The 21,028-nt window shown below is 59.6% G+C and carries 21 protein-coding genes, 1 tRNA gene and 1 pseudogene; 6 read left to right on the plus strand and 17 right to left on the minus strand.

Features of this window, described 5'->3' with window-relative positions:
* Positions 1-35 precede the first annotated feature (35 nt).
* Both LOY53_RS16295 and LOY53_RS16300 read left to right on the plus strand, forming a co-directional pair.
* Entirely contained in the window at positions 36-410 is a 375-nt protein-coding gene (locus LOY53_RS16295; protein WP_252824861.1) for a cupin domain-containing protein, read from the plus strand.
* A gap of 318 nt (positions 411-728) precedes the next feature.
* Positions 729-2,774, plus strand: coding sequence for a TonB-dependent receptor domain-containing protein (locus LOY53_RS16300; RefSeq protein WP_258702977.1), 2,046 nt, complete (start codon positions 729-731; stop codon positions 2,772-2,774).
* 72 nt (positions 2,775-2,846) lie between these two features.
* On the opposite strand, the gene LOY53_RS16305 is transcribed toward LOY53_RS16300, so the two are convergent.
* On the minus strand, positions 2,847-5,024 hold the full coding sequence (locus LOY53_RS16305) for a methyl-accepting chemotaxis protein (RefSeq protein WP_408981307.1): 2,178 nt from the start codon (positions 5,022-5,024) through the stop codon (positions 2,847-2,849).
* 1,029 nt (positions 5,025-6,053) lie between these two features.
* On the opposite strand from LOY53_RS16305, the gene LOY53_RS16310 reads away from it, so the two are divergent.
* Positions 6,054-6,323, plus strand: a complete 270-nt coding sequence (locus LOY53_RS16310) for a DUF3077 domain-containing protein (protein WP_252824864.1) — start codon at positions 6,054-6,056, stop codon at positions 6,321-6,323.
* 500 nt (positions 6,324-6,823) lie between these two features.
* Here the strand turns inward: LOY53_RS16310 and LOY53_RS16315 are convergent, their stop codons facing one another.
* From LOY53_RS16315 to thrS, 11 genes and pseudogenes are all read right to left on the minus strand, one after another.
* On the minus strand, positions 6,824-7,264 hold the full coding sequence (locus LOY53_RS16315) for a pyruvate kinase (RefSeq protein WP_252824867.1): 441 nt from the start codon (positions 7,262-7,264) through the stop codon (positions 6,824-6,826).
* A gap of 227 nt (positions 7,265-7,491) precedes the next feature.
* A pseudogene (locus LOY53_RS16320) lies at positions 7,492-7,929 on the minus strand (transposase); the annotation flags it as partial.
* A gap of 264 nt (positions 7,930-8,193) precedes the next feature.
* Positions 8,194-8,270 (minus strand) — tRNA-Pro (locus LOY53_RS16325).
* A 99-nt stretch (positions 8,271-8,369) separates the two neighbouring features.
* Positions 8,370-8,726 carry a MerR family transcriptional regulator gene (locus tag LOY53_RS16330; RefSeq protein WP_008100384.1) on the minus strand — a complete coding sequence of 119 codons (357 nt, stop codon included), beginning with the start codon at positions 8,724-8,726 and terminating at the stop codon, positions 8,370-8,372.
* Complete coding sequence (gene ihfA / locus LOY53_RS16335; protein WP_003250679.1) at positions 8,707-9,009, minus strand: integration host factor subunit alpha; 303 nt, start codon at positions 9,007-9,009, stop codon at positions 8,707-8,709. Before ihfA ends, LOY53_RS16330 begins: the two co-directional genes overlap by 20 nt.
* A gap of 4 nt (positions 9,010-9,013) precedes the next feature.
* Positions 9,014-11,395, minus strand: coding sequence for a phenylalanine--tRNA ligase subunit beta (pheT, locus tag LOY53_RS16340; RefSeq protein ID WP_252824961.1), 2,382 nt, complete (start codon positions 11,393-11,395; stop codon positions 9,014-9,016).
* Positions 11,396-11,428: 33 nt separating this feature from the next.
* Positions 11,429-12,445 (minus strand): phenylalanine--tRNA ligase subunit alpha, encoded by a 1,017-nt coding sequence (gene pheS, locus LOY53_RS16345; protein WP_027596148.1) that lies wholly within the window; start codon positions 12,443-12,445, stop codon positions 11,429-11,431.
* Between the two features lie 109 nt (positions 12,446-12,554).
* Positions 12,555-12,911 (minus strand): 50S ribosomal protein L20, encoded by a 357-nt coding sequence (gene rplT / locus LOY53_RS16350; RefSeq protein WP_003250671.1) that lies wholly within the window; start codon positions 12,909-12,911, stop codon positions 12,555-12,557.
* Positions 12,912-12,939: 28 nt separating this feature from the next.
* Complete coding sequence (rpmI, locus tag LOY53_RS16355) at positions 12,940-13,134, minus strand: 50S ribosomal protein L35 (RefSeq protein ID WP_008100408.1); 195 nt, start codon at positions 13,132-13,134, stop codon at positions 12,940-12,942.
* Positions 13,135-13,194: 60 nt separating this feature from the next.
* On the minus strand, positions 13,195-13,746 hold the full coding sequence (gene infC / locus LOY53_RS16360; protein WP_016487884.1) for a translation initiation factor IF-3: 552 nt from the start codon (positions 13,744-13,746) through the stop codon (positions 13,195-13,197).
* A complete protein-coding gene (gene thrS / locus LOY53_RS16365) occupies positions 13,746-15,668 on the minus strand; it encodes a threonine--tRNA ligase (RefSeq protein WP_027596147.1) in 1,923 nt (640 codons plus the stop codon). Before thrS ends, infC begins: the two co-directional genes overlap by 1 nt.
* A gap of 334 nt (positions 15,669-16,002) precedes the next feature.
* Here thrS and LOY53_RS16370 point away from each other — a divergent pair, with 334 nt between their 5' ends.
* Positions 16,003-16,305, plus strand: coding sequence for a hypothetical protein (locus LOY53_RS16370; RefSeq protein WP_252824963.1), 303 nt, complete (start codon positions 16,003-16,005; stop codon positions 16,303-16,305).
* 162 nt (positions 16,306-16,467) lie between these two features.
* Complete coding sequence (locus LOY53_RS16375; protein ID WP_027596145.1) at positions 16,468-16,680, plus strand: cold-shock protein; 213 nt, start codon at positions 16,468-16,470, stop codon at positions 16,678-16,680.
* A 61-nt stretch (positions 16,681-16,741) separates the two neighbouring features.
* Here the strand turns inward: LOY53_RS16375 and LOY53_RS16380 are convergent, their stop codons facing one another.
* The gene (locus tag LOY53_RS16380) at positions 16,742-17,059 is read right to left on the minus strand and encodes an I78 family peptidase inhibitor (RefSeq protein ID WP_027596144.1); all 318 of its coding nucleotides are present in this window, start codon (positions 17,057-17,059) and stop codon (positions 16,742-16,744) included.
* A 288-nt stretch (positions 17,060-17,347) separates the two neighbouring features.
* On the opposite strand from LOY53_RS16380, the gene LOY53_RS16385 reads away from it, so the two are divergent.
* A complete protein-coding gene (locus LOY53_RS16385; RefSeq protein WP_252824965.1) occupies positions 17,348-17,560 on the plus strand; it encodes a hypothetical protein in 213 nt (70 codons plus the stop codon).
* On the opposite strand, the gene LOY53_RS16390 is transcribed toward LOY53_RS16385, so the two are convergent.
* From LOY53_RS16390 to LOY53_RS16405, 4 genes are all read right to left on the minus strand, one after another.
* Positions 17,532-18,539, minus strand: a complete 1,008-nt coding sequence (locus tag LOY53_RS16390; protein WP_252824967.1) for a nucleoside hydrolase — start codon at positions 18,537-18,539, stop codon at positions 17,532-17,534. The two genes, LOY53_RS16385 and LOY53_RS16390, sit on opposite strands and share 29 nt — an antisense overlap.
* 152 nt (positions 18,540-18,691) lie before the next feature.
* A complete protein-coding gene (gene rbsD / locus LOY53_RS16395; RefSeq protein WP_027596141.1) occupies positions 18,692-19,090 on the minus strand; it encodes a D-ribose pyranase in 399 nt (132 codons plus the stop codon).
* A complete protein-coding gene (rbsK, locus tag LOY53_RS16400) occupies positions 19,087-19,995 on the minus strand; it encodes a ribokinase (protein WP_252824969.1) in 909 nt (302 codons plus the stop codon). The genes rbsD and rbsK overlap by 4 nt, the downstream gene beginning before the upstream one ends.
* A gap of 9 nt (positions 19,996-20,004) precedes the next feature.
* Positions 20,005-21,027 carry a LacI family DNA-binding transcriptional regulator gene (locus LOY53_RS16405; protein WP_252824971.1) on the minus strand — a complete coding sequence of 341 codons (1,023 nt, stop codon included), beginning with the start codon at positions 21,025-21,027 and terminating at the stop codon, positions 20,005-20,007.
* Between the last annotated feature and the right edge of the window lies 1 nt (position 21,028).

Below are 21,028 nucleotides of genomic sequence, written 5' to 3' on the forward strand. Positions count from 1 at the left end.
GATAGGCTGACTACCTCAACTACAGAGGGTCCGTCATGACCAACGCCAACTTGCAACCTGTAAACCTGGCCCAAAAGGCTTCGCTGATCGATCGACAGTGGAGCCCGAGGGTGGTCGCCGAAATGAACGACTACCAGTTCAAGGTCGTGCGAATCGAGGGTGAATTCATCTGGCACTCGCACCTAGAGACCGACGAAGCATTTCTTGTGCTTGAAGGCACGTTGCGCATCGACCTGCCCGAAGACTGCGTCTATGTGAACCCGGGCGAACTGTATGTGGTGCCACGTGGGGTGGAGCACAGGACAGCGGCCCAGGGGGAAGCGAAACTGATGATGATCGAGCCTCGCGGCGTGCTGAATACCGGCCATGAAGGGGGTGAGCGTACAGCCTTGAACGACGTGTGGATCTGAGTCGGTGCTGCTTCAGGGCGGCATTATTCAGGGCGCTTCAAGCGCAGCTGGATGAGCCGCTGTGGCCCTGGGTGGATTGATCGCGACCTGAACGCTCTTTCGGGACTCTCACATTCTTGGTGTGCGGTCCGGTAACAGCCGGCCGTCGAGTAGCCGTGGCTGCATGCCTGGAATGCCCTTTCGGTAGGTCATTTTTTTGTAAATGTTCAGTAAATTATTTTTCACATTTTCTTTTAAACAATTCTCATTTGCGTTAGTGTCCTGCCCCGATTGCATTCTGCCCCTGGAATCCAACCGCTCGACAAGGACTGTTTCACGATGCCATGCCCACCTTTTTCCCGTGCCCTGCTCACCGTCGCACTGCTCACCGCGACTGCCGTCCAGGCCGAGGAAGCCCATGAGCTTGAACCGCTCCCCGCCACAGAATTGGAAGCTTCGTTCGTCACCGCCACGGGCGGCGGCACTGATGTGCGCGACGCGCCAGCCAGTGTCAGCGTCATTACCCGGGAAGAGATCGAGCGACAGCCGGTCTACGACCTGAACACCCTGCTACGCCGCATACCCGGCGTCACCGGGGGCTACGGCCCGGTGGGCGAACAGTCGAAGATCAAGCTGCGCGGCCTCGACGACAAATACACCTTGATCCTGGTGGACGGTAAACGCGTCGGCAGTTCCGCCGACACCCATTACCGCCGTGATCTGGGTCGCCAGGACATCAACTGGATCTCGCCGAACATGATTGAGCGGATCGAGATCGTGCGCGGGCCGATGTCATCGTTGTATGGGTCAGACGCCATGGGCGGCGTGATCAATATCATTACCCGCAAAGTGTCCCGTGAGTGGAGCGGCTCGCTCAACGTCAACACCACGATCCCCGAAGACTCCGACCGTGGTCAGACCAACCAGACCAGCGTTAACCTTTCTGGCCCTGTCACCGACTCCCTGGGGCTGCGCCTGGGCGCGAACCTGACTCGGCGCGCTGCCGACGAAGCCGCGCCGCGCCTCGATGCATTAGGTGACTTCGTTTACAACGACGGCGCCGGCGGCGCCAAAGACCACAGCGTCAACGCGTTGCTTAATTGGCAGATCAACGAGAACCATGAGTTGTCCTTCGAAGCGATCCAAGGCGTAGAGCGTTCGTGGTCGTCGAAAAAAACCTACGGCGACTGGGGTGACACGGTAGGTGAAGCCTTCGGTGCCGGACGGCTCACACGTGATAGCTTCGTGGTCTCTCACCACGGCGACTGGGGCTTTGGCACCTCGCGTATCGACGCTTACCTGAACAAGTTCAACAACGACCTCAGCGAGGGCAAGGCTAACTCGGAAGAAAAAATCGTCGAGGGTAGCCTTAACATCCCGTTTGACCTGTTGGTAAACCAGCGCCTCACCGTTGGCGGCCAGTGGAAACGTGAGCAACTGACCAACACCGACACGCTAGGCACCGTACCCGTTGATTACCAAGGGGCAGCGGTGGGCGGCGCGGACCTTGAGGGCGACTACTCTGCGCTGTTCGTCGAGGATGAGCTGTTTCTGCTCGATAACCTATCGCTGACGTTGGGGAACCGCTTCGACCACAGCGACGAATACGGCAACCATAACAGCCCACGTGCTTACCTGGTCTATCACCCTCACCCTGACTGGACGGTGCGCGGTGGCGTGTCACGAGGCTTCCGTGCCCCCAGTCTGAAAGAAGGCAGTGCTGGCGCGGCGACCAACTCGGGCGGTCGCGGTTGTACATCGCTACGCCCACTGGGTTACGTCACCGGCAGTTGCTGGATGGCAGGCAACCCGAACCTGCGCCCAGAAATCAGCACCAATAAGGAGATTGGCGTCTCCTTCGACCGCGACGGTTGGGAGGCCAGCCTCACTTACTTTCACACCGACTTCGAGGACAAAATCGAGTACGCGCCGCTGGGGTATTTCCAGGGCCGCTGGTGGACCATGCTTGAAAATGCTGAGGAGGCCCGCACCCGCGGCTGGGAAGGCAGCACCAAAGTGCCGTTGTGGGAAAATGCCAGCTGGCGCACCAACGCCACCTACATGCTCGAAAGCCGCAACCTGTCGACCGGTGAAGACCTGATCAGCTCGCCGAAACTGTCGTTGTTCAGCGCCATTGACTGGCAGATCACTGAACGGATCGGCACAGAATTGTCAGCTCAGCACGTGGGCAAGCAACGCGGCCTGGGCACCGACTTCGTCAAGTCGTACACCACGTACGATCTGACCGCCAACTGGTCAGCCACCCGCTGGCTGACCCTGAACGTCGGCGTGCAGAACCTACTGGATGAAGACCCACGTGATGACTCGACCAGCTTTTACGTGCCCGGTCGGGCGTATTTTGCCGGGATAACCACCTACTTCTAATTGGCAGCGGACAACCCAGAATTCGCGCGTTTATACGAATTCTGGGTTAGTTGAGTGAGGCGCCGTCGGCGCTCAAGCCGCAGCGACCCGTTCGCCATCACCGCTGACCTCGAATTGCCCCACCAGCTTCTGCAGCTTGCCAGCATCCACCTTTACCTTCTGCGCGCTGTTTTGCAGCACCACAGCGGTCTGGCGCATCTCGCTGGAGGAGTGGTTAACCTGCTCGATGGTCTTGCCATACTCGATGCTGCGGCGGTTGAGCTGCTGAATGATGGCGAACATGCCCTCCACCGCCTGGTGAAGTTGCACGTTCTCCGACGACGCATCCTCAGCCAGGCGCAAACTATCATCGACGTTCTGCACGCCCTCCTCCATAAAGCTCACCGCTTGCTGCGTTTCGTTCTGCAGGCCTTCGACCATGTGCCGGATATCGTCGGCCGCCCGCGCGGTGCGGGCCGCCAGACTGCGCACCTCATCGGCTACTACCGCGAACCCACGGCCATGCTCGCCCGCCCGCGCCGCCTCAATGGCGGCATTCAACGCCAGTAGGTTGGTCTGGTTGGTGATGTCGCTGATCAGCCCGGTGATATTGCCAATCTGCGCCATGCGGCTGTCGAGCAGCTGCACACTGGAGGCCGAGCGGGCCACCACATCGCGAATCGATTGGGTGCCCGCCTGCACAGCCAGGTACTGCTCGCGGGCACGGCTGACCACCTCGTCCATGGCCTGCTTCATGTGTTCGGCGCTGACCGAAGCCTGCTGCAGCTCACCGAGCTGCTCCTCCATGATGATCATCATCTGGTGCACCGCATCGGCCACCTCGACAGAGCTCACGCTCGCTTCCTGGCTGCGCCCGAGCATCATCTGGTTGGTGCTGCCAACCGTGCGGCTGGCCTTGACCACCTGCCCCACCACGGCATCCAGGCGGTCGATGAAACTGTTGATCCAGCGCGCCATGTCGCCACTCTCGTCATTGGCCAGGGCGCCCGTGTCCAGGCGCTGGCGCAGGTTGCCCTCACCCTCGGCGATGGTGCGCAGCACACCGCTCATGCCGTTCAACCTGGCCGCCAGGCGCCTGGGCCCGAGCACGCCGAACAGCAGCGTAGCGCCGACCATGCTAAGGGCCTGGATGGCGTCGTTCACCCCCTGTGGCAGCCCGGCGTAATGCTGCACCAGGTAATTACAGCCGAACAGCCCCACCATGGTCGCCACGTAGGGTTTCATCAACCGGTAGCTCAGCGAACGACGGCGGTAGACCTCCTCCAAGTCTGCCTCGCACATCATGCCCCAGCGGTCGAGCGACCCTGGTAACTGAAAGGTCACGCCCTTGCCGACCACCGGCACATGACGGTAGTCCGAATAACCCGGGTACGTCACGAACAGGTTGGCGCCACGCCGGATGGTTTCGCGCACACCGGGGTGCAGCTCACGCGTGGCGGGGTCGGTGAAGCGCAGCTCCAACTCGGTATGGCGCTGCACCTGCACAGTGCTCCAGGGCGTACGCACGCCGCTCTTGAGGTTTTCGCCATGGGTAAACGTCCCGTCCTCGAAGCGCGAACGGGACAAGGCGGTGCCTGGTTGCACGGTCGGGTCGAAGCGTGACTGCACCATGAACAGATAATTGTCGCCCGACTCGGCATAGATATGCCCGGCCTCGCGCTGGATCAGATCGCCCAGCACATCATTGGGGACCCGGCCACACAGGCAGCCCAGGACTTTGCCCGCGTGCCTGATTGGTTGGTAGAACATCAGCGTCACCTCATCGTGAAAACGCGACGAGGATGGGCCGATCTGCAAGGTCAACGGGTCGCTGTAGGGCCCGTGAAGAAACGGCGCTTTCAAACCATGGGCCAACGCCGCGTGCTGCTCAATCTGCGTGCTGCCACGCTTTGGCCAAGTGGATACCCTGACGTTGCCAGTGCAGTCAATCACACTCAATTCGGAAAAGTCTTCGGCCTGTGCCAGCTTGTCGAGTAATGCCGAAGGCTGCACATGAGCGAAGTCTGCTGCCAGGTATTCCGCCAACTCTGCCAGGTGATCCCATTGTTCGCGCGCCCAGTTGTGCAGCAACTGCACCCGCGTCTGGGCTATGGCTTCGAACGTCTGCTCGATTTCTGCATAGTTCGAACGATTGAGGCGGCACGCCCACCCCATGCTGAACTTGCCGGCTTTGCCGAACCAAGGGAGCCAGCCCCGCTCGCTGGATGACAACTGCATGGAACTACTTGAAAGCGACATTAAGTTCACCATAAGCGACACAGATATCAAAATGCCAGCAACTTCTACGCCAACTGTAATCCAAGCGTATTGAGGGGTAGTAGCTAGCACTGGACGCTTACTGATGGTGCATAAAGGCTGTTATTTCAGGCCACTTTGCACCCTGAAGGGGCGCGGGGAGAATGAAGGGATCGTTGTCATGGTCTGCTGCAAACGGGCAACAAAAAGCCCGCTCTAGGCGGGCTCTAACGACTATTGAGGTGTACGTTAGGAAGGTTGGAATCTCGTGTTGCAGGCATGGCACAGCCAGGTACGACGCCACTCTTCGTACTGATCATATTGCACAACGTTGTGCCGCCAGTGCCGCACAAATCCGATTACACCGATGGTGATGAACGTCACACCAATGAAGAACCTGGTCCAGTCCACTTCCCAGGACAATTTGAGCCCATCGTAGAGGATGATGCCCCCCACCACTGTAAGCACTATCGGGCCACGCAGACGTTTAGCGCCTGGAGGTGCGACGCTAGCGCTCAAGTTAGTCTGCTGGCGCCCGGTTGTTTCAACAGTTACACGCGGCCCGAATCCTGAGTGCGCCTCATGAGTGGCTTGGAAATGAGAGGTTCCGGCGGCATGAATGACAGAAAGAAGCTGTACGTTTTGACCCTGACAGTGTGGGCAGGTGATGGCACTTTGACTTACCACAAGTTCAGTCCTTTGAGATGGTAGAGGCGCGAATTTTAAACTAATTCTGAATATTCTTGCACTCACATGGAGTTACGCTTCCCTGTGCGGTGAGCGCGATACAGGTAGTTAGGCCTAACCGCTGAAAAATCAGATTTCGCCCCTTTCTTGTAGGGCATTTCCCAAAGATACTCGCGACGCCTGTACCGAAGCCGTCGCCCAGCAGGCGATGATGATGCAACCCAAGTCGCCCTCCTCCTTGTTGATCATGGCCTCAGTGCACGAACTCGAAGCCCTGCGCAGAATGCTTGAAATAGCATTGGCACAGCTGCAAATGCCGATGCGTCCGACGAGCCAGCACTGAAGTGAGATCAAACCATGGCCACCGAAGAAACCAAATTCACTGTCGGCAAAACCACCTTCTACCAAGGTGAAAACCAGACCCACCCATTGTTACGCATCGAACCCGGCATCCCCTGCCAGAGCGCCCGCGAACAAGCCTCGGAACTGATGGGCTACGCCCGCGACCTGTCCATCGACGGCCTGATGGAAGACAAACCCCAGCTGCTCTGGGCCTCGCACTACCTCTGCGCCCTGGCCAAGGCCCTGCTGGACGATGCTGAACTGGGCATGATGACAACCCCTTGACCCCTACCCCATAAGCCCAGCGCCGCTCTTGTGGAGCAACAGCCTTGCTCAACATCCAAAAGTCAGCGCGGTCCTTCCCCGGTGGGAGCCGCGCTTGCCGGCGATGGGCCGCAAAGCGGCCCCAGCAATCCATACCCCGCCGACGTCGAGGAGCATTCACTCATGCCCCAAGCCACCCTCACAAACAGCCCAAGCAGCAGTAATCCAGGTCATGGTCACGGAATACCCAAGCGGTTGTTCACTGCTACCCCCGGCATACCGTCAACAAAGCCAAAGACCAAGCCTCCAAACTGATGGACTGCGCCCGCTACCTTAACCATACCGGCGTCATACTGGGCGACCACCAAATGGTCGCAGCGGTCCACCACGTCAATACGATGGTTCGTGCGCTACTGGACCAACTCGATGCTGGCCCCCTGCTGAACAGTAATAATGCAGCAGTTCGGCTGCCTTGCTAGTTCGAACATTGGAATTACTCAGCCACAAAGCGTCGTTGTTGCTCAGACCACAAGATCTAACTTTCTCTTTTTGAAGGAGCTGATGACACGGTGATGCCACTCTCGAATGATTTTTGTTGTCTCGACTTCGTTTACGCACCTTTCGAGAGTACCTCGTGGCTGAGGCAATGTCCGTCCATCCAGCTCCCAATCTAATACCCGAATTGGCCTACGATTGACGATCCAACCAAGAGCGGGGTCCTCATCGACCACTTCATACCAACCGCCAACAACCTGGACCAATGCAATCAGCTGCCCGCCATTCTTCACGGCAACTATATCGTTGACCTTCATGTCATCGCGGAACGCATCGATAGTGGATTTGCCCGCCTTCCAGTCTCCCAAACCAATGATCTTCTTGTGTTCAAGAATCGAGTGGACATTTTCCTTTGCAAAGGATGTGTCATCCGGGTGAATTTGCATGTGCCAGTAGGTAGGAGTCATGTTTATCCCTTAGATATGACTGTTTTGATGACGTAGACAACCGCTGTGCCGCGCGCCAAGCTAGCACTTAGCCATCACGGAGTCGAGTGCCCGCGATGGGCAGCACTAAACCAGATCAGTCAAAGCTCAGAGGCGAAAGCAGACAATCTCCCCTACACACAACTGCTCAAGGGTGGATAGTCAAATCGCAAAAGATAACGTCTACTCGATCTCCTACTCAGGTAGACCTAGGCACTGTACGAAAAGTAATGTTGTAAACAGCGCCGCCAGCAAGCCGGCGTAACCATCGCAGCGGAGCTTTCCGTTAGCTTGCAATAGCGTGTACCCAGGCGGCGGTACCCCTTCAACGCATCATATAGCCGTTCGATAGCGTTCCGCTGCCGATACTTGGGCTTGTCAAACAAGCGCGGTAAGCCCGGCTTCGCTTTGCGCTTCATATCACGCAGCGGAATCACCGGCTGCATCCGATAGCTGTCGCAGTATTGCCGCAAGGATTCTGTATCATAGCCTCTGTCGGCCAAGAGCCAGCGGCAGAGCTTGCGTGGCCTACCTCGATTCGAAAAGATATGGACACCGTCCAGCAGTCACTGAGCATGGGAGATGTCGCTGGCGTTACCAACTGAGAGCGTGAAGTGGAGTTGGATGCCACGGGCATCACTGACCATCGATGTGATGTGATGTGATGTGAATAGGTCTGCGATTATTTCCCATTCTGCATCGGAAAGTTCGTATCGCTTAGACAAGGCAGAACCCCTCGCCTAAAAAGCGAGAACTCTACGGAAAATCAGGCTTTCAGAGGCTCCAGCGAGGTTTCAAAGATTCTCATACAGAACCTAGGAGGAAGGCATGAGAACTAGAGAAGTCACGCAAAAGTCACGCAAATGAAAAAGGCCAATGCTCTGAACATTGGCCTTTCCCATTGGGATTATTGGTCGGGACGGAGTGATTCGAACACTCGACCCCTTGCACCCCATGCAAGTGCGCTACCGGGCTGCGCTACGCCCCGACTCTATTCTCGATACCGCTGAGAACGTTGAAGAATCTACCCTAACCTTTTGATAAATGAAAGCTTTTTCTTAAAAAATTTTCCATTCGTCGGAGCAAATCACTTCTTCAACACCACCAACACATCCTCCAACTCAACAATCATCTGCCGAATCAGCTGCTTGTACTGGCTTGACTCATCCTTCACCTCATCACTGGAGAGCCGCAACCGCGCCCCGCCAATGGTGAACCCCTGGTCATACAGCAGCGCTCGAATCTGGCGGATCATCAGCACGTCCTGGCGCTGGTAATACCGCCGATTCCCCCGCCGCTTCACGGGGTTCAACTGAGGGAACTCCTGCTCCCAATACCGCAGCACGTGCGGCTTTACCGCGCAAAGCTCGCTGACTTCACCAATGGTGAAGTAGCGTTTGCCCGGTATGGGGGGCAGTTCGTCGTTATGGCTTGGTTCCAGCATAGGCCTCAACCCGGGCCTTCAACTTCTGCCCTGGACGAAAGGTGACGACGCGGCGAGCGGTGATCGGGATCTCTTCCCCTGTCTTGGGGTTGCGGCCCGGCCGCTGACGTTTGTCGCGAAGGTCGAAGTTGCCGAAACCGGACAGCTTGACCTGCTCGTTCTCTTCAAGTGCGTGCCGAATTTCTTCGAAAAACAGCTCGACCAACTCCTTGGCCTCACGCTTGTTAAGCCCCAGCTCCTCGTACAGCCTTTCGGCCATCTCAGCTTTCGTCAGAGCACCCATGCCGTTATTTCCTTAACGTGGTGTTCAACCTTTGTTCGAGCGAGGTGAGGATATTTTGCAGGGTAACGTTCACCTCATCGTCGTTAAGAGTGCGCGATGGATGCTGCCAGGTCAAGCCGACGGCCAGGCTTTTTCTATCAGGATCAATGCCTTTACCTTGGTAGACATCAAACAGCCTGAGGTCTGTGAGCCATTCGCCTGCATTGTCACGAATTAATTCAAGCACCGCGTTAGAAGCTACATCACGTCCTGCAATCAAGGCCAGGTCACGACGGGTTTCTGGGAACTTGGACAGTTCGCTGAACTTCGGCAGGCGGCCTTCGACCACGTCACCCAATACCAGCTCGAACAGGAACACCGGGCGGTCCAGGCCCAGGGCTTTGGCAAGCTCGGGGTGAATAGCGCCGAGGTGGCCGACGGGCTTGCCGTCGCGCTCGATGAGGGCGGTCTGGCCTGGGTGCAGGGCGGGGTGTTTGCCGGCGCTGAAGGTGAAGTCGCTCAGCGCGCCGGAGTAACCCAGCAGGGCTTCCACGTCGGCTTTGACGTCGAAGAAGTCGATGCCGTCGCGGCCGTTGGCCCAGCCTTCTGGCAGGCGGCTGCCGGTGACGACGCCGGCGATCATCGGTTGCTGCTCGAGGTTACCGAGCTGGCCGACGAAGCGCAGGCCGCTTTCGAACAGGCGTACGCGGTCTTGCTGGCGGTTGAGGTTGTGCTGCAGCGCCTTGACCAGGCCCGGCCACAGGGACGCGCGCATGGCGGCCATGTCGCTGGAGATGGGGTTGGCCAGCAGCAGCGGCTCGACGCCAGGGGTGAACAGCTCGAACAACTTCGGGTCGATGAAGCTGTAGGTGATGGCTTCCTGGTAGCCGCGGGCGACCAGCAGGCGGCGCAGGTTCGGCAGGTCACCGCGGGTTTCCGGCTTGCCCTGGGGCGCGAGGCGCGCTTGTGGGTAGCGGACCGGCAGGTTGTTGTAGCCGTACAGGCGGGCCAGTTCTTCGATCAGGTCGACTTCCAGGCTGATGTCGAAGCGGTGGCTTGGGACGTTGACGGTCCACTGCCCTACCCCGTTCGCCGTGGTGGTCAGCTCCAGGGCGTTGAGCAGTTGCTCGACCTGGGCGGCTTCCAGCTCCATGCCAAGCATCTGGGTGATGCGTTCGGCGCGCAGGGTTACCGGGGCGACGTTGGGCAGGTGCTGTTCGCTGACGGCTTCGACGATCGGGCCGGCTTCGCCGCCGACGATTTCCAGGATCAGCGCGGTGGCGCGCTCCATGGCTTCGCGGGCCAGCTGCGAGTCGACGCCGCGCTCGTAGCGGTGCGAGGCATCGGTGTGCAGGCCGTAGGAACGGGCCTTGCCAGCAACGGAGATCGGCTCGAAGAAGGCGCTTTCGAGGAACAGGTCGCGGGTTTTTTCGGTGTTGACGCCGCTGTGCTCGCCACCCATGACGCCAGCAATGGCCAGGGCGCGGGTGTGGTCGGCGATGACCAGGGTATCGGCACGCAGGGCGACTTCCTGGCCGTCGAGCAGGACGAGTTTTTCGCCCTCTTCAGCCATGCGGACGCGGATGCCGCCGTTGATTTCGGCGAGGTCGAAGGCGTGCATCGGCTGGCCGAGTTCGAGCATCACGTAGTTGGTGATGTCGACGGCAGCGTCGATGCTGCGCACGTCACTGCGGCGCAGGCGTTCGACCATCCACAGCGGGGTCGGCTTGGACAGGTCGACGTTGCGGATGACGCGGCCCAGGTAGCGTGGGCAGGCAGCCGGGGCAGTCACTTCGACCGGACGCACTTCGTCGTGGGCAGCCGGTACAGCCGGGACGACTGGGCGGGTGACCGGGACGTTGTACAGGGCGCTGACATCGCGGGCCAGGCCGGCCAGGGACAAGCAGTCGCCGCGGTTCGGGGTCAGGCCGATTTCGATGCTGGCGTCGTCCAGGCTCAGGTACTGGCGAATGTCTTCGCCAACCGGGGCGTCAGACGCCAGTTCCAGCAGGCCGTCGTTTTCTTCGCTGATCTGCAGCTCGGCCGCCGAGCACAGCATGCCGAACGACTCGACGCCGCGCAGCTTGGCCTTCTTGATCTTGAAGTCACCTGGCAGTTCGGCACCGATCATGGCGAACGGGATCTTGATGCCCGGGCGCGCATTGGGGGCGCCACAGACAACCTGGAAGGTTTCCTGGCCGTTGCTGACCTGGCAGACGCGCAGCTTGTCGGCGTCCGGGTGTTGCTCGGTGGCGAGGATTTCGCCCACGACGATGCCGCTGAACTGGCCGGCAGCGGGGGTTACGCTGTCGACTTCGAGGCCGGCCATGGACAGGCGGGCGACCAGTTCGTCACGGGAGACTTGCGGGTTTACCCAACCGCGCAGCCACTGTTCACTGAATTTCATGCTGTTCTCCTGAAAGTTGCGTCGGGCATTGACCTAGCGGAATTGCGCGAGGAAGCGCAGGTCGTTGTCGAAGAACAGACGCAAATCGTTGACGCCGTAGCGCAGCATGGCCAGGCGCTCGGCGCCCATGCCGAAGGCGAAGCCCTGGAATTCTTCAGGGTCGATGCCGGACATGCGCAGCACGTTCGGGTGGACCATGCCGCAGCCCATGACTTCGAGCCAGCCGGTCTGTTTGCAGACGCGGCAGCCTTTGCCAGAACACATCACGCACTGGATGTCGACTTCAGCGGACGGCTCGGTGAAGGGGAAGAACGAGGGGCGGAAGCGCACAGCCAGTTCTTTTTCGAAGAAGACGCGCAGGAATTCTTCGATGGTGCCCTTGAGGTCGGCGAAGTTGATATCGCGATCGATCAGCAGGCCTTCGACCTGGTGGAACATCGGCGAGTGGGTGATATCCGAGTCGCAGCGGTAGACGCGGCCCGGGCAGACAATGCGAATGGGCGGCTGGCTGGACTCCATGGTCCGCACCTGCACCGGCGAGGTGTGGGTGCGCAGCAGCATATTGGCATTGAAATAGAAGGTGTCGTGCATCGCCCGTGCCGGGTGGTGGCCGGGGATGTTGAGCGCTTCGAAGTTGTGGTAGTCGTCTTCGACCTCTGGGCCTTCGGCGATGCCGTAGCCGATATGGGTGAAGAACTGCTCGATGCGCTCGAGTGTACGGGTAATCGGGTGCAGGCCGCCGGTGGTCTGGCCACGGCCTGGCAGGGTGACGTCAATGCATTCGGCAGCCAGGCGAGCGCTGAGCTCGGCTTCTTCATAGGCGGCCTTGCGTGCGTTGAGCACCTCGGTGACGCGTTCCTTGGCGTCGTTGATCAGCGCGCCGACTTTCGGCCGCTCTTCGGCTGGCAGGTTGCCCAGGGTCTTCATCACCTGGGTCAGCTCGCCTTTTTTGCCGAGATATTGAACCCGGATCTGTTCCAGGGCATTGATGTCTTCAGCGCGCTCTACGGCCTCAAGGGCTTGGGAGACCAGCGCATCCAGGTTTTCCATGTACAGACTCCAGATACGAAAATAGGGGAAGAGCTTTGAAGGCTCTTCCCCTATCGATGACGTTCAATGCCCGGCGACGCTAGCGCCGCCGGGTGATTGTCGCGGGTACTTAAGCCAGAACGGCTTTAGCTTTCTCGACAATCGCAGCAAACGCCGCTTTTTCGTTCACTGCCAGATCGGCCAGAACCTTACGGTCGATTTCGATCGACGCCTTTTTCAGGCCAGCAATCAGACGGCTGTAAGACAGACCGTTGGTGCGGGCACCGGCGTTGATACGAGCGATCCACAGTGCGCGGAACTGACGCTTCTTCTGGCGACGGTCACGGTAGGCGTATTGACCGGCCTTGATGACAGCCTGCTTGGCTACGCGGAATACGCGCGAGCGTGCACCGTAGTAACCTTTAGCCAGTTTCAGAATTTTTTTGTGACGCTTACGAGCGATAACGCCGCGCTTTACACGAGCCATGAGTAACTTCCTCTATCTTTGACCAGAATTAACGAACGCGCAGCATGCGCGCGACTTTCGCGACGTCAGACGGGTGCAGCAAGCTGCTACCACGCAGTTGACGCTTACGCTTGGTCGACATTTTGGTCAGGATGTGGCTCTTGAAAGCGTGCTTGTGCTTGAAGCCCGAAGCTGTTTTCAGGAAACGCTTCGCAGCACCGCTCTTGGTTTTCATTTTTGGCATGTTGGAACTCCGCATTCGATAAAATTACACATAATCATCAGGCCTGCCGTGCCCGGGAGATTACTTCTTTTTCTTGGGGGCGATGACCATCATAAGCTGGCGTCCTTCCATCTTAGGATGCTGCTCAACGGTGCCGTATTCAAGCAGGTCATTTTCAACCCGCTTCAACAGCTCCATGCCCAGCTCCTGGTGGGCCATCTCACGACCACGGAATCTCAGAGAGATCTTGGCCTTGTCCCCATCGGTAAGGAAACGTACCAGGTTGCGTAGTTTTACCTGGTAATCCCCATCCTCCGTCCCTGGACGAAACTTGATTTCTTTGATCTGGATCTGCTTCTGGTTTTTCTTGGCTTCGTTAGCCTGCTTCTTCTTTTCGAAGAGGTGCTTGCCGTAGTCCATGACCTTGCAGACCGGCGGTACCGCGTCTGCAGAGATTTCCACCAGATCCAGCTTCGCTTCATCAGCGATACGCAGCGCTTCATCAATCGAGACGATGCCAACCTGCTCGCCGTCTGCGCCAATTAACCGAACCTCGCGGGCCGAGATATTCTCGTTGATCGGGGCCTTCGGTACAGCACGTTTATCGTTTCTCATTTCACGCTTAATAGTCATTACTCCGATTCTTGGCGACCACGCCGGGAAACCGCTTGTGTCAGGAGCTCAGCGAATTGCGCGACGGGCATGGAGCCCAGGTCTGCGCCTTCGCGAGTACGCACAGCGACGGTTTGCGTTTCGACTTCGCGGTCCCCTATAACCAAAAGGTACGGGACCTTGAGCAAAGTATGCTCGCGGATTTTAAAGCCGATCTTCTCATTTCTCAAGTCCGACTTGGCACGGAAACCGCTACCGTTCAGAGATTTCTCAACCTCAAGGGCGAAATCGGCCTGTTTGTCGGTGATATTCATGACCACTGCCTGAGTCGGCGCCAGCCATGCCGGGAACACACCCGCGTAATGCTCGATGAGCATGCCGATGAAGCGTTCGAACGAACCGAGGATGGCGCGGTGCAGCATTACCGGGCGCTTGCGGCTGTTGTCTTCGGCGATGTAGCTGGCGTCCAGACGCTCTGGCAGGTTCGGATCGTACTGCAGGGTACCACACTGCCAGTTACGGCCGAGGCAGTCGCGCAGGGTGAATTCGATCTTAGGACCGTAGAACGCGCCCTCGCCCGGCTGGTATTCCCACTCCAGGCCAGACTCATTCAGGGCATCGGCCAGGGCGCCTTCGGCGCGGTCCCACAGCTCTTCAGAGCCCACGCGCTTGGCTGGGCGGGTCGAGAGCTTCATGGCGATGTCGCTGAAACCGAAGTCTTTGTAGACGTCCAGGGTCAGCTTGATGAAGTCGGCGGCTTCTTTCTTCACCTGATCTTCGGTGCAGAAGATGTGCGCGTCGTCCTGGGTGAAGCCACGTACACGCATGATGCCGTGCAGGGCGCCAGACGGCTCGTTACGATGGCAAGCACCGAACTCGGCCAGGCGCATCGGCAGGTCGCGGTACGACTTCAGGCCCTGGTTGAACACCTGCACGTGGCATGGGCAGTTCATCGGCTTGACCGCGTAGTCACGGTTTTCCGACGACGTGGTGAACATGTTCTCGGCGTAGTTGGACCAGTGGCCGGAACGCTCCCACAGAATACGGTCAACAACCTGCGGGGTCTTGATCTCGAGGTAGTTGTTGTCGCGCTGAACCTTGCGCATGTACTGCTCGAGCACCTGATAGACGGTCCAGCCGTCCGGGTGCCAGAACACCATGCCTGGGGCTTCTTCCTGCAGGTGGAAGAGGTCGAGCTGCTTGCCGATCTTGCGGTGGTCGCGTTTTTCGGCTTCTTCGATGCGCTGGATATAGGCGGCCAGCTGCTTCTTATCTGCCCAGGCAGTGCCGTAAACGCGTTGCAGCTGCTCGTTCTTGGCATCGCCGCGCCAGTAGGCGCCGGACAGCTTGGTCAGCTTGAATGCCTTGAGGAAGCGCGTGTTCGGCACGTGCGGGCCACGGCACATGTCGACGTATTCTTCGTGGTAGTACAGGCCCATGGCCTGTTCATCCGGCATGTCTTCGACCAGGCGCAGCTTGTAGTCTTCACCACGGGCCTTGAACACGTCGATGACTTCGGCGCGCGGGGTCATCTTCTTGACGACGTCGTAATCCTTCTCGATCAGCTGCAGCATGCGCTTTTCGATGGCGGCCATGTCTTCTGGGGTGAAGGGGCGCTCATAGGCGATGTCGTAATAGAAGCCTTCGTCGATCACCGGGCCGATCACCATCTTGGCGGTCGGGTACAGCTGTTTCACCGCGTGGCCGATCAAGTGGGCGCACGAGTGACGAATGATCTCCAGTCCCTCTTCATCTTTAGGGGTGATGATCTGCAGGGTGGCGTCGTGGGTGATCAGGTCGCAGGCGTCGACCAGCTTGCCGTCGACCTTGCCGGCCAAGGTGGCCTTGGCCAGGCCGGCACCAATAGAGGCGGCGACGTCGGCTACGGATACGGCGTGATCAAACGAACGTTGACTGCCATCGGGAAGAGTAATAGTGGGCATGGCGCCTCCTCTCCTAGTGGTGACCCCTACCAAAGGTCACGTGGGTTGGGATGAGCCAGTACAAGATCCGCGCTGTCTTTCTCAAGAGAAAGCCTGCCTCACAGTGGCAGAAGCCTTTCGGCTTACCAGGGGCGAACCAGAGTGACTGGAAGGTAAAATACAGGTGAGCTACACGTTGTCAGCTACAAGCCGAGCATGCTAGCACGCGGGGTTGGGCACGATGCAGAAATATTTGGAAATTACACAACCGGGGTGAACTTACACGGAAAAATTCCTATCAGACTTTGGGAAGCATCCTACTCTTGATGAGACCTAAACCAAGGAGTGTCTGGTTATGAGATTTCCGTCTCTTCTGGCCCTGAGCGTTGCTGGAGCCCTGCTGCTGCCGGTTGCGGCCAACGCGGGTTCGTTCCCGGCTGGCGCGAAGCAAAACTACATGTCCCAGTGCACCAAGGTCGCCTCTGGCCAGGGCCTGGACGCCAAGGCGGCGCAGCAGCACTGCACCTGTGGCGCAACAGCTATCGAAAAGAACTTCAGCGATGACGACATCAAGGACCTGAACAGCAGTGATGGCGTGGACGCCAAACTGATGCAGAAAGCTCAAACGGTTGTTAAGCAAGCATGCACGAAGGGCTGAAACCATAAAGCCGGGGTCCGCCACCCATTGTTTGCGCTGGATCAACATCCGGCGAACGTAAAAGGCGCTAGATGCGCAGAATTAGACTATGATGTTGCCGGTGCTTCGGAGCCTCGGCAACATCGCACCACTGAAAAAATCAAATGTCTGGAGATTCACCCCATGTCCAATCGCCAAAACGGCACCGTCAAATGGTTCAATGATGAAAAAGGCTACGGCTTCATCACCCCACAAAGCGGCGGCGACGACCTCTTCGTACACTTCAAGGCCATCGAATCTGACGGCTTCAAGAGCCTGAAAGAAGGCCAGGCTGTTTCCTTCGTGGCCGAGAAAGGCCAGAAAGGCATGCAGGCTGCACAGGTTCGTCCGGAGTAATTCGGACAGCTGTAAAAAAACCCGCCCTAGTGGCGGGTTTTTTTATGGGGCTTGCAAAGGCTTAGCCGCAGTTGACGCGGGTTACCACACCTTGCTCATCCACATTCAGGTTAAGGCGCTCGGAGCGGTACTCCAGGGTCACCACGTCGTGCGGCTTGAGAATACGGGCCATCTGCGAGCCACTGGCTTTGCGGGCCTGCTCCAGCAGGTCAGGGCTGCCCGGCTTGCCGATGGCAAAATCGGCACCGCTGGCTTCGCAGCGACCGTCGTTGCCTGCCGGTGCGGCAGGCGCACTGCCAGCAGAATTGCCACCGGTACTGCAACCAGCCAGTACAGCAGCCACCGCCAGGGTCGCCAGGTAAGCACGGGTACGGAACATGAATCCTCCTAAAATCGATCTGGGCACTGTCTGATCCGACAGCTGCGCGCATTGTTTGTTGCAAAACCGCACAAGTCTGCCTGAACATGCCGGTGGAGGCGAAATGCAATCGTGACTGGATTTTGCACAATACGCTTGGTTTGCCGCGCAAAGCTTTTTATTCTTATGTCGCAGAGTCATTGACGCAAAGGCATGATTTACTGCAAGAAGTGGAGCGCGCCGTGCCTCCCTCGAACATCAGGATCCGGTGTTCGCCCCTTCGTCCCAGGCCCCCAGTGAGAGCCTTTCATGAGCAGCCACAGCATCGACGCCGATATCAAGGTCAAATGGGCGGAGGGCCAGAGCGCCTACAGCCCCAGCACGCCGGAAGAGTTGCTACTGATAGCCATCGACCTGCTGGTGCGCGACCGCGGCAGCGAGGCGGCGCGCAGCTTTATCGACCAAGCATTCGAGCGCTTCGCTCGGCATTCCCCTATTGCAATCGAGCCAGGCGCGCGCTGAGCAGGTCGAAGAAGCCCTGAGCATCCCCCTCCTCTACCCACATGACGTTGGCAGGCTGTTTCAGCACGCCATACCAGTCGGCGATGGTCTGGCCAAAGGTCGGACCCTCGCGGCTGTCGATGGCGATGTGAATGCGTCGGCCACTGAACAGCTCGGGTTTTAGCAGGTAGGCAATGACGCTGGCGTCGTGCACCGGGCCGCCAGGCATGCCGTACAGGTCCATGTCGTGGGTGATGTAGGCATTGAGAATATCCACGACCCGCTTGCTGGCCTGGTTGTTGACCGCCGCGAGTTGCTTGAGGCGTGCTTCGCTGGTCAGCAGCTTGTGGGTGACGTCCAGCGGCAGGTAAGTCAGTTGTACGCCACTGGCCAGCACCACCTCGGCGGCATGCGGGTCGGCGTACAGGTTGAATTCGGCTGCAGGGGTGATGTTGCCGCCGTTGAAATGGGCGCCGCCCATGACCACGACTTCTTTGATGCCTTGGGCGATCTCCGGGCGCTGGATGAGTGCCAGGGCCAGGTTGGTCTGTGGGCCGAGCATGGCCAGGGTGATGCTGTGGGGTTTAGCACTGCCGAGGGTGTCGACCAGGTATTGCACGGCATTGCCTTGGGCCAGTGGCTTTTGCGGCGCGTGGACTTGCACACCGGTCAGGCCTTCTTCGCCATGCACTTCGGCGGCGTAGATGGGCGTGCGCACCAGCGGGCGGCCGGCGCCGGCGTATACGGGGATGTCTTCGCGGCCAGCCCATTCGCGGGCCAGGCGGGCGTTGCGCGAGGTTTTATCGAGGCGCACGTTGCCGGCCACGGTGGTGATGGCGCGGATGTTCAGCTCATCGGGCGAGGCCATGGCCAGGAACAGCGCGACCACGTCGTCGGCACCGGGGTCGGTGTCGATGATCAGGTCGCGCGGGGCGGCCTGGAGGGTGGTGGTGGTGGCTGCGGCCATGAAGGTGAGTCCTTGTAGCAGAGGTTTGAGCATGGGGCACTCCTGTTGCCTTGGTTAAAGGTTGCGGGGCCGCTTTGCGGCCCAATCGCCGGCAAGCCAGCTCCTACAGAGATTGTGAATACTTCGGCAAACTGCACAGGACCTGTGGGAGCCGGCTTGCCGGCGATCAAGGGCATCGCCCTCGGCTAGAAGGTCACCCCGGATATCAGGGCAATGTTGCTGTACGGCTGGCACTCCCCCGTACGCACCACGGCACGCGCACTGCGTGACAGCACTTTGAATTCCTCATGGCTCATCCACTCCCGCTTGCCCAGCTTACCGCGCAAGCGCTCAATCTCGACCAGCCCGGGCGGCACCACTTTCTGCATCTCCTCGGCCAGCACATGCCGCTCTACCTGCATCTCGCTCAGCACCACCCGCAGCACGCTGGCAAAGTCCGGTATGCCTGGCGTCAGCGCCAGGTCAATCAGCTCGACGCCAGGCGGCACCGGCAGCCCGGCATCGCCAATCACCAGAATGTCGCCATGCCCCAACCCGGCAATGGTCCGTGACAGGGCGATGTTGAGCAGCGCGGTTTTTTTCATGGCTGCAGCTCCGAGAGGTAGGGAATCGACGGTTGCGCCCCCACGCGGGTAACCGACAATGCCGCAGCGCGCTGGCCGAAGGCGATTGCCTCGCCCTCCTCCAGGCCCCGCACCAAAGCTGCGGCAAAACCACCCACGAAGGTGTCGCCAGCGGCCGTGGTGTCCACCGGCTGCACCACCGGCGCGGGGAAGTGCTGATGGCCCTGCGCGGTCACTAACAGGGCGCCTTGGGCGCCGAGGGTGATGATCACTTTGCCAGCGCCCAGTTGTAGCAATCGCTCACCGGCGCGCAGGGCGCTGCCCTGGTCGGTGACGGCGATACCGGTCAGAGCTTCGGCCTCGCTTTCGTTTGGGGTCAGGTAATCGATATGGCCAAACCAGGTTGAGGGCAGCGGGCCTGTAGCAGGCGCCGGATTGAGGATCACACGCTTGCCCAGTTCGTGCCCCCTGGCCAAGGCCCAGGCCACGGTTTCGGCCGGCACTTCCAACTGACAGATGATGACGTCGGCCGCCTGCAGCAACGTGTCGAAACGCTGCACCGTCTGCGGCGTCAGCAGGCCATTGCCACCCGGAATGATGACGATGCAGTTCTGACTGGCAGCGTCGACGGTGATCAGCGCCACACCGCTGGAAACCCCTTGGCACACGCTCACCGCCTGGCAATCAACGCCTTCGCGCTCCAGCGCCTTGCGCAGTTGCTGGCCATAGGCGTCATCGCCGATGTTGCCGACCATCGCCACACTGCCTCCCAACCGTGCCACCGCCACTGCCTGGTTGGCGCCCTTGCCGCCGGGCGCCGTGAAAAACGCCTCGCCGGGCAAGGTTTCACCGGCCCGCGGCAAACGCTGGGCGCGGGCGACCAAGTCCATGTTGAGGCTACCGACCACCACTACCTTGGCATGCATAAGCGCTCCTTAGCGGTAATCATTGAACAGGTCCGGGCGTGGCCCGGTGGACTCGCGCTGCACGATGCGCGGGGCGACGATGCGCTGCTCTGCCGAACCCTGCCGAGGCGTGGCGATGCGCGATAGCAGCAACGCGGCGGCGCTTTCGCCCAGCTCGCGGATCGACTGGCCCACGGTGGTCAGCGGCGGGTAGACGTAACGGCTGAGCTCGATGTCATCGAAGCCAATCACCGACAGTTCACCCGGTACGTTGATGTTGCGCTCGGCGGCGGCGCGCAGCACGCCAAAGCCAATCATGTCGTTACCGGCGAAAATCGCCGTCGGCCGGTTGCCGTCCAGCAACTGTGCGGCCGCGCCGTGGCCGCCTGGGCTGGTGAAATCGCAATGCAGCACGCGGCTGGGCTCCACCGCTACGCCCGCCTCTTGCAGGGCGCGACGGAAACCGGCCAGGCGCAGTTGGCTGACACCGGTTTCGGCCGGGCCGCCGATGTAGGCGATGTCGCGATGGCCAAGCTCCAGCAGGTGCCGAGTGGCCAGGTAAGCGCCGTGCTCGTGGTCGATGCGCACCAGGTCGGCGTCAACGCCGTCCAGCTCGCGGTCGACGATGACCATGGGCGTGCGCACGCAGGCCAGGCTTTGCAACAGGTCGCTGTCTTCACCTACAGACGCTACAACCAGGCCATCGATGCGTTTTTCCAGCAGTACACGCAGGTAGCTGCGCTGCTTTTGCGGGTTGTCGTCGGAGTTGCACAGGATCACGCAGTAGCCGTTGCGCTCGCAGGCGTCTTCGATCCCTCGCGCCAGTTCGGCGAAGTACGGGTTGACGCTGTTGGGCACCAGCAAACCGATGGTGGCGGTGCTGCGCGCCTTGAGCGAGCGCGCCACCGCGCTGGGTACATAGTCGAGCTCGACGATGGCGGCCTCGACCTTGAGCCGCACCTGTTCACTGACAGGGCGGGTCTTGTTCAACACATGGGACACGGTGGTGTAAGAAATACCCGCCAGTGCCGCGACGTCTTTAATGGTTGCCATG

This window comes from Pseudomonas sp. B21-031, from assembly GCF_024748985.1.
In the GTDB taxonomy this organism is placed as follows: domain Bacteria; phylum Pseudomonadota; class Gammaproteobacteria; order Pseudomonadales; family Pseudomonadaceae; genus Aquipseudomonas; species Aquipseudomonas kermanshahensis.

Excerpts from the sequence above, each read along its gene's own strand:
- LOY53_RS16295 (WP_252824861.1), top strand. The coding sequence starts at position 36 with ATGACCAACGCCAACTTGCAACCTGTAAACCTGGCCCAAAAGGCTTCG.
- LOY53_RS16305 (WP_408981307.1), bottom strand. The coding sequence starts at position 5,024 with ATGGTGAACTTAATGTCGCTTTCAAGTAGTTCCATGCAGTTGTCATCC.
- rbsD (WP_027596141.1), bottom strand. The coding sequence starts at position 19,090 with ATGAAAAAAACCGCGCTGCTCAACATCGCCCTGTCACGGACCATTGCC.
- LOY53_RS16385 (WP_252824965.1), top strand. The coding sequence starts at position 17,348 with ATGAGCAGCCACAGCATCGACGCCGATATCAAGGTCAAATGGGCGGAG.
- LOY53_RS16405 (WP_252824971.1), bottom strand. The coding sequence starts at position 21,027 with ATGGCAACCATTAAAGACGTCGCGGCACTGGCGGGTATTTCTTACACC.
- LOY53_RS16310 (WP_252824864.1), top strand. The coding sequence starts at position 6,054 with ATGGCCACCGAAGAAACCAAATTCACTGTCGGCAAAACCACCTTCTAC.
- ihfA (WP_003250679.1), bottom strand. The coding sequence starts at position 9,009 with ATGGGTGCTCTGACGAAAGCTGAGATGGCCGAAAGGCTGTACGAGGAG.
- pheS (WP_027596148.1), bottom strand. The coding sequence starts at position 12,445 with ATGGAAAACCTGGATGCGCTGGTCTCCCAAGCCCTTGAGGCCGTAGAG.
- LOY53_RS16390 (WP_252824967.1), bottom strand. The coding sequence starts at position 18,539 with ATGCTCAAACCTCTGCTACAAGGACTCACCTTCATGGCCGCAGCCACC.
- LOY53_RS16375 (WP_027596145.1), top strand. The coding sequence starts at position 16,468 with ATGTCCAATCGCCAAAACGGCACCGTCAAATGGTTCAATGATGAAAAA.
- LOY53_RS16380 (WP_027596144.1), bottom strand. The coding sequence starts at position 17,059 with ATGTTCCGTACCCGTGCTTACCTGGCGACCCTGGCGGTGGCTGCTGTA.
- thrS (WP_027596147.1), bottom strand. The coding sequence starts at position 15,668 with ATGCCCACTATTACTCTTCCCGATGGCAGTCAACGTTCGTTTGATCAC.
- infC (WP_016487884.1), bottom strand. The coding sequence starts at position 13,746 with ATGACTATTAAGCGTGAAATGAGAAACGATAAACGTGCTGTACCGAAG.
- LOY53_RS16330 (WP_008100384.1), bottom strand. The coding sequence starts at position 8,726 with ATGCTGGAACCAAGCCATAACGACGAACTGCCCCCCATACCGGGCAAA.
- rplT (WP_003250671.1), bottom strand. The coding sequence starts at position 12,911 with ATGGCTCGTGTAAAGCGCGGCGTTATCGCTCGTAAGCGTCACAAAAAA.
- rbsK (WP_252824969.1), bottom strand. The coding sequence starts at position 19,995 with ATGCATGCCAAGGTAGTGGTGGTCGGTAGCCTCAACATGGACTTGGTC.
- LOY53_RS16370 (WP_252824963.1), top strand. The coding sequence starts at position 16,003 with ATGAGATTTCCGTCTCTTCTGGCCCTGAGCGTTGCTGGAGCCCTGCTG.
- LOY53_RS16300 (WP_258702977.1), top strand. The coding sequence starts at position 729 with ATGCCATGCCCACCTTTTTCCCGTGCCCTGCTCACCGTCGCACTGCTC.
- pheT (WP_252824961.1), bottom strand. The coding sequence starts at position 11,395 with ATGAAATTCAGTGAACAGTGGCTGCGCGGTTGGGTAAACCCGCAAGTC.
- LOY53_RS16315 (WP_252824867.1), bottom strand. The coding sequence starts at position 7,264 with ATGACTCCTACCTACTGGCACATGCAAATTCACCCGGATGACACATCC.
- rpmI (WP_008100408.1), bottom strand. The coding sequence starts at position 13,134 with ATGCCAAAAATGAAAACCAAGAGCGGTGCTGCGAAGCGTTTCCTGAAA.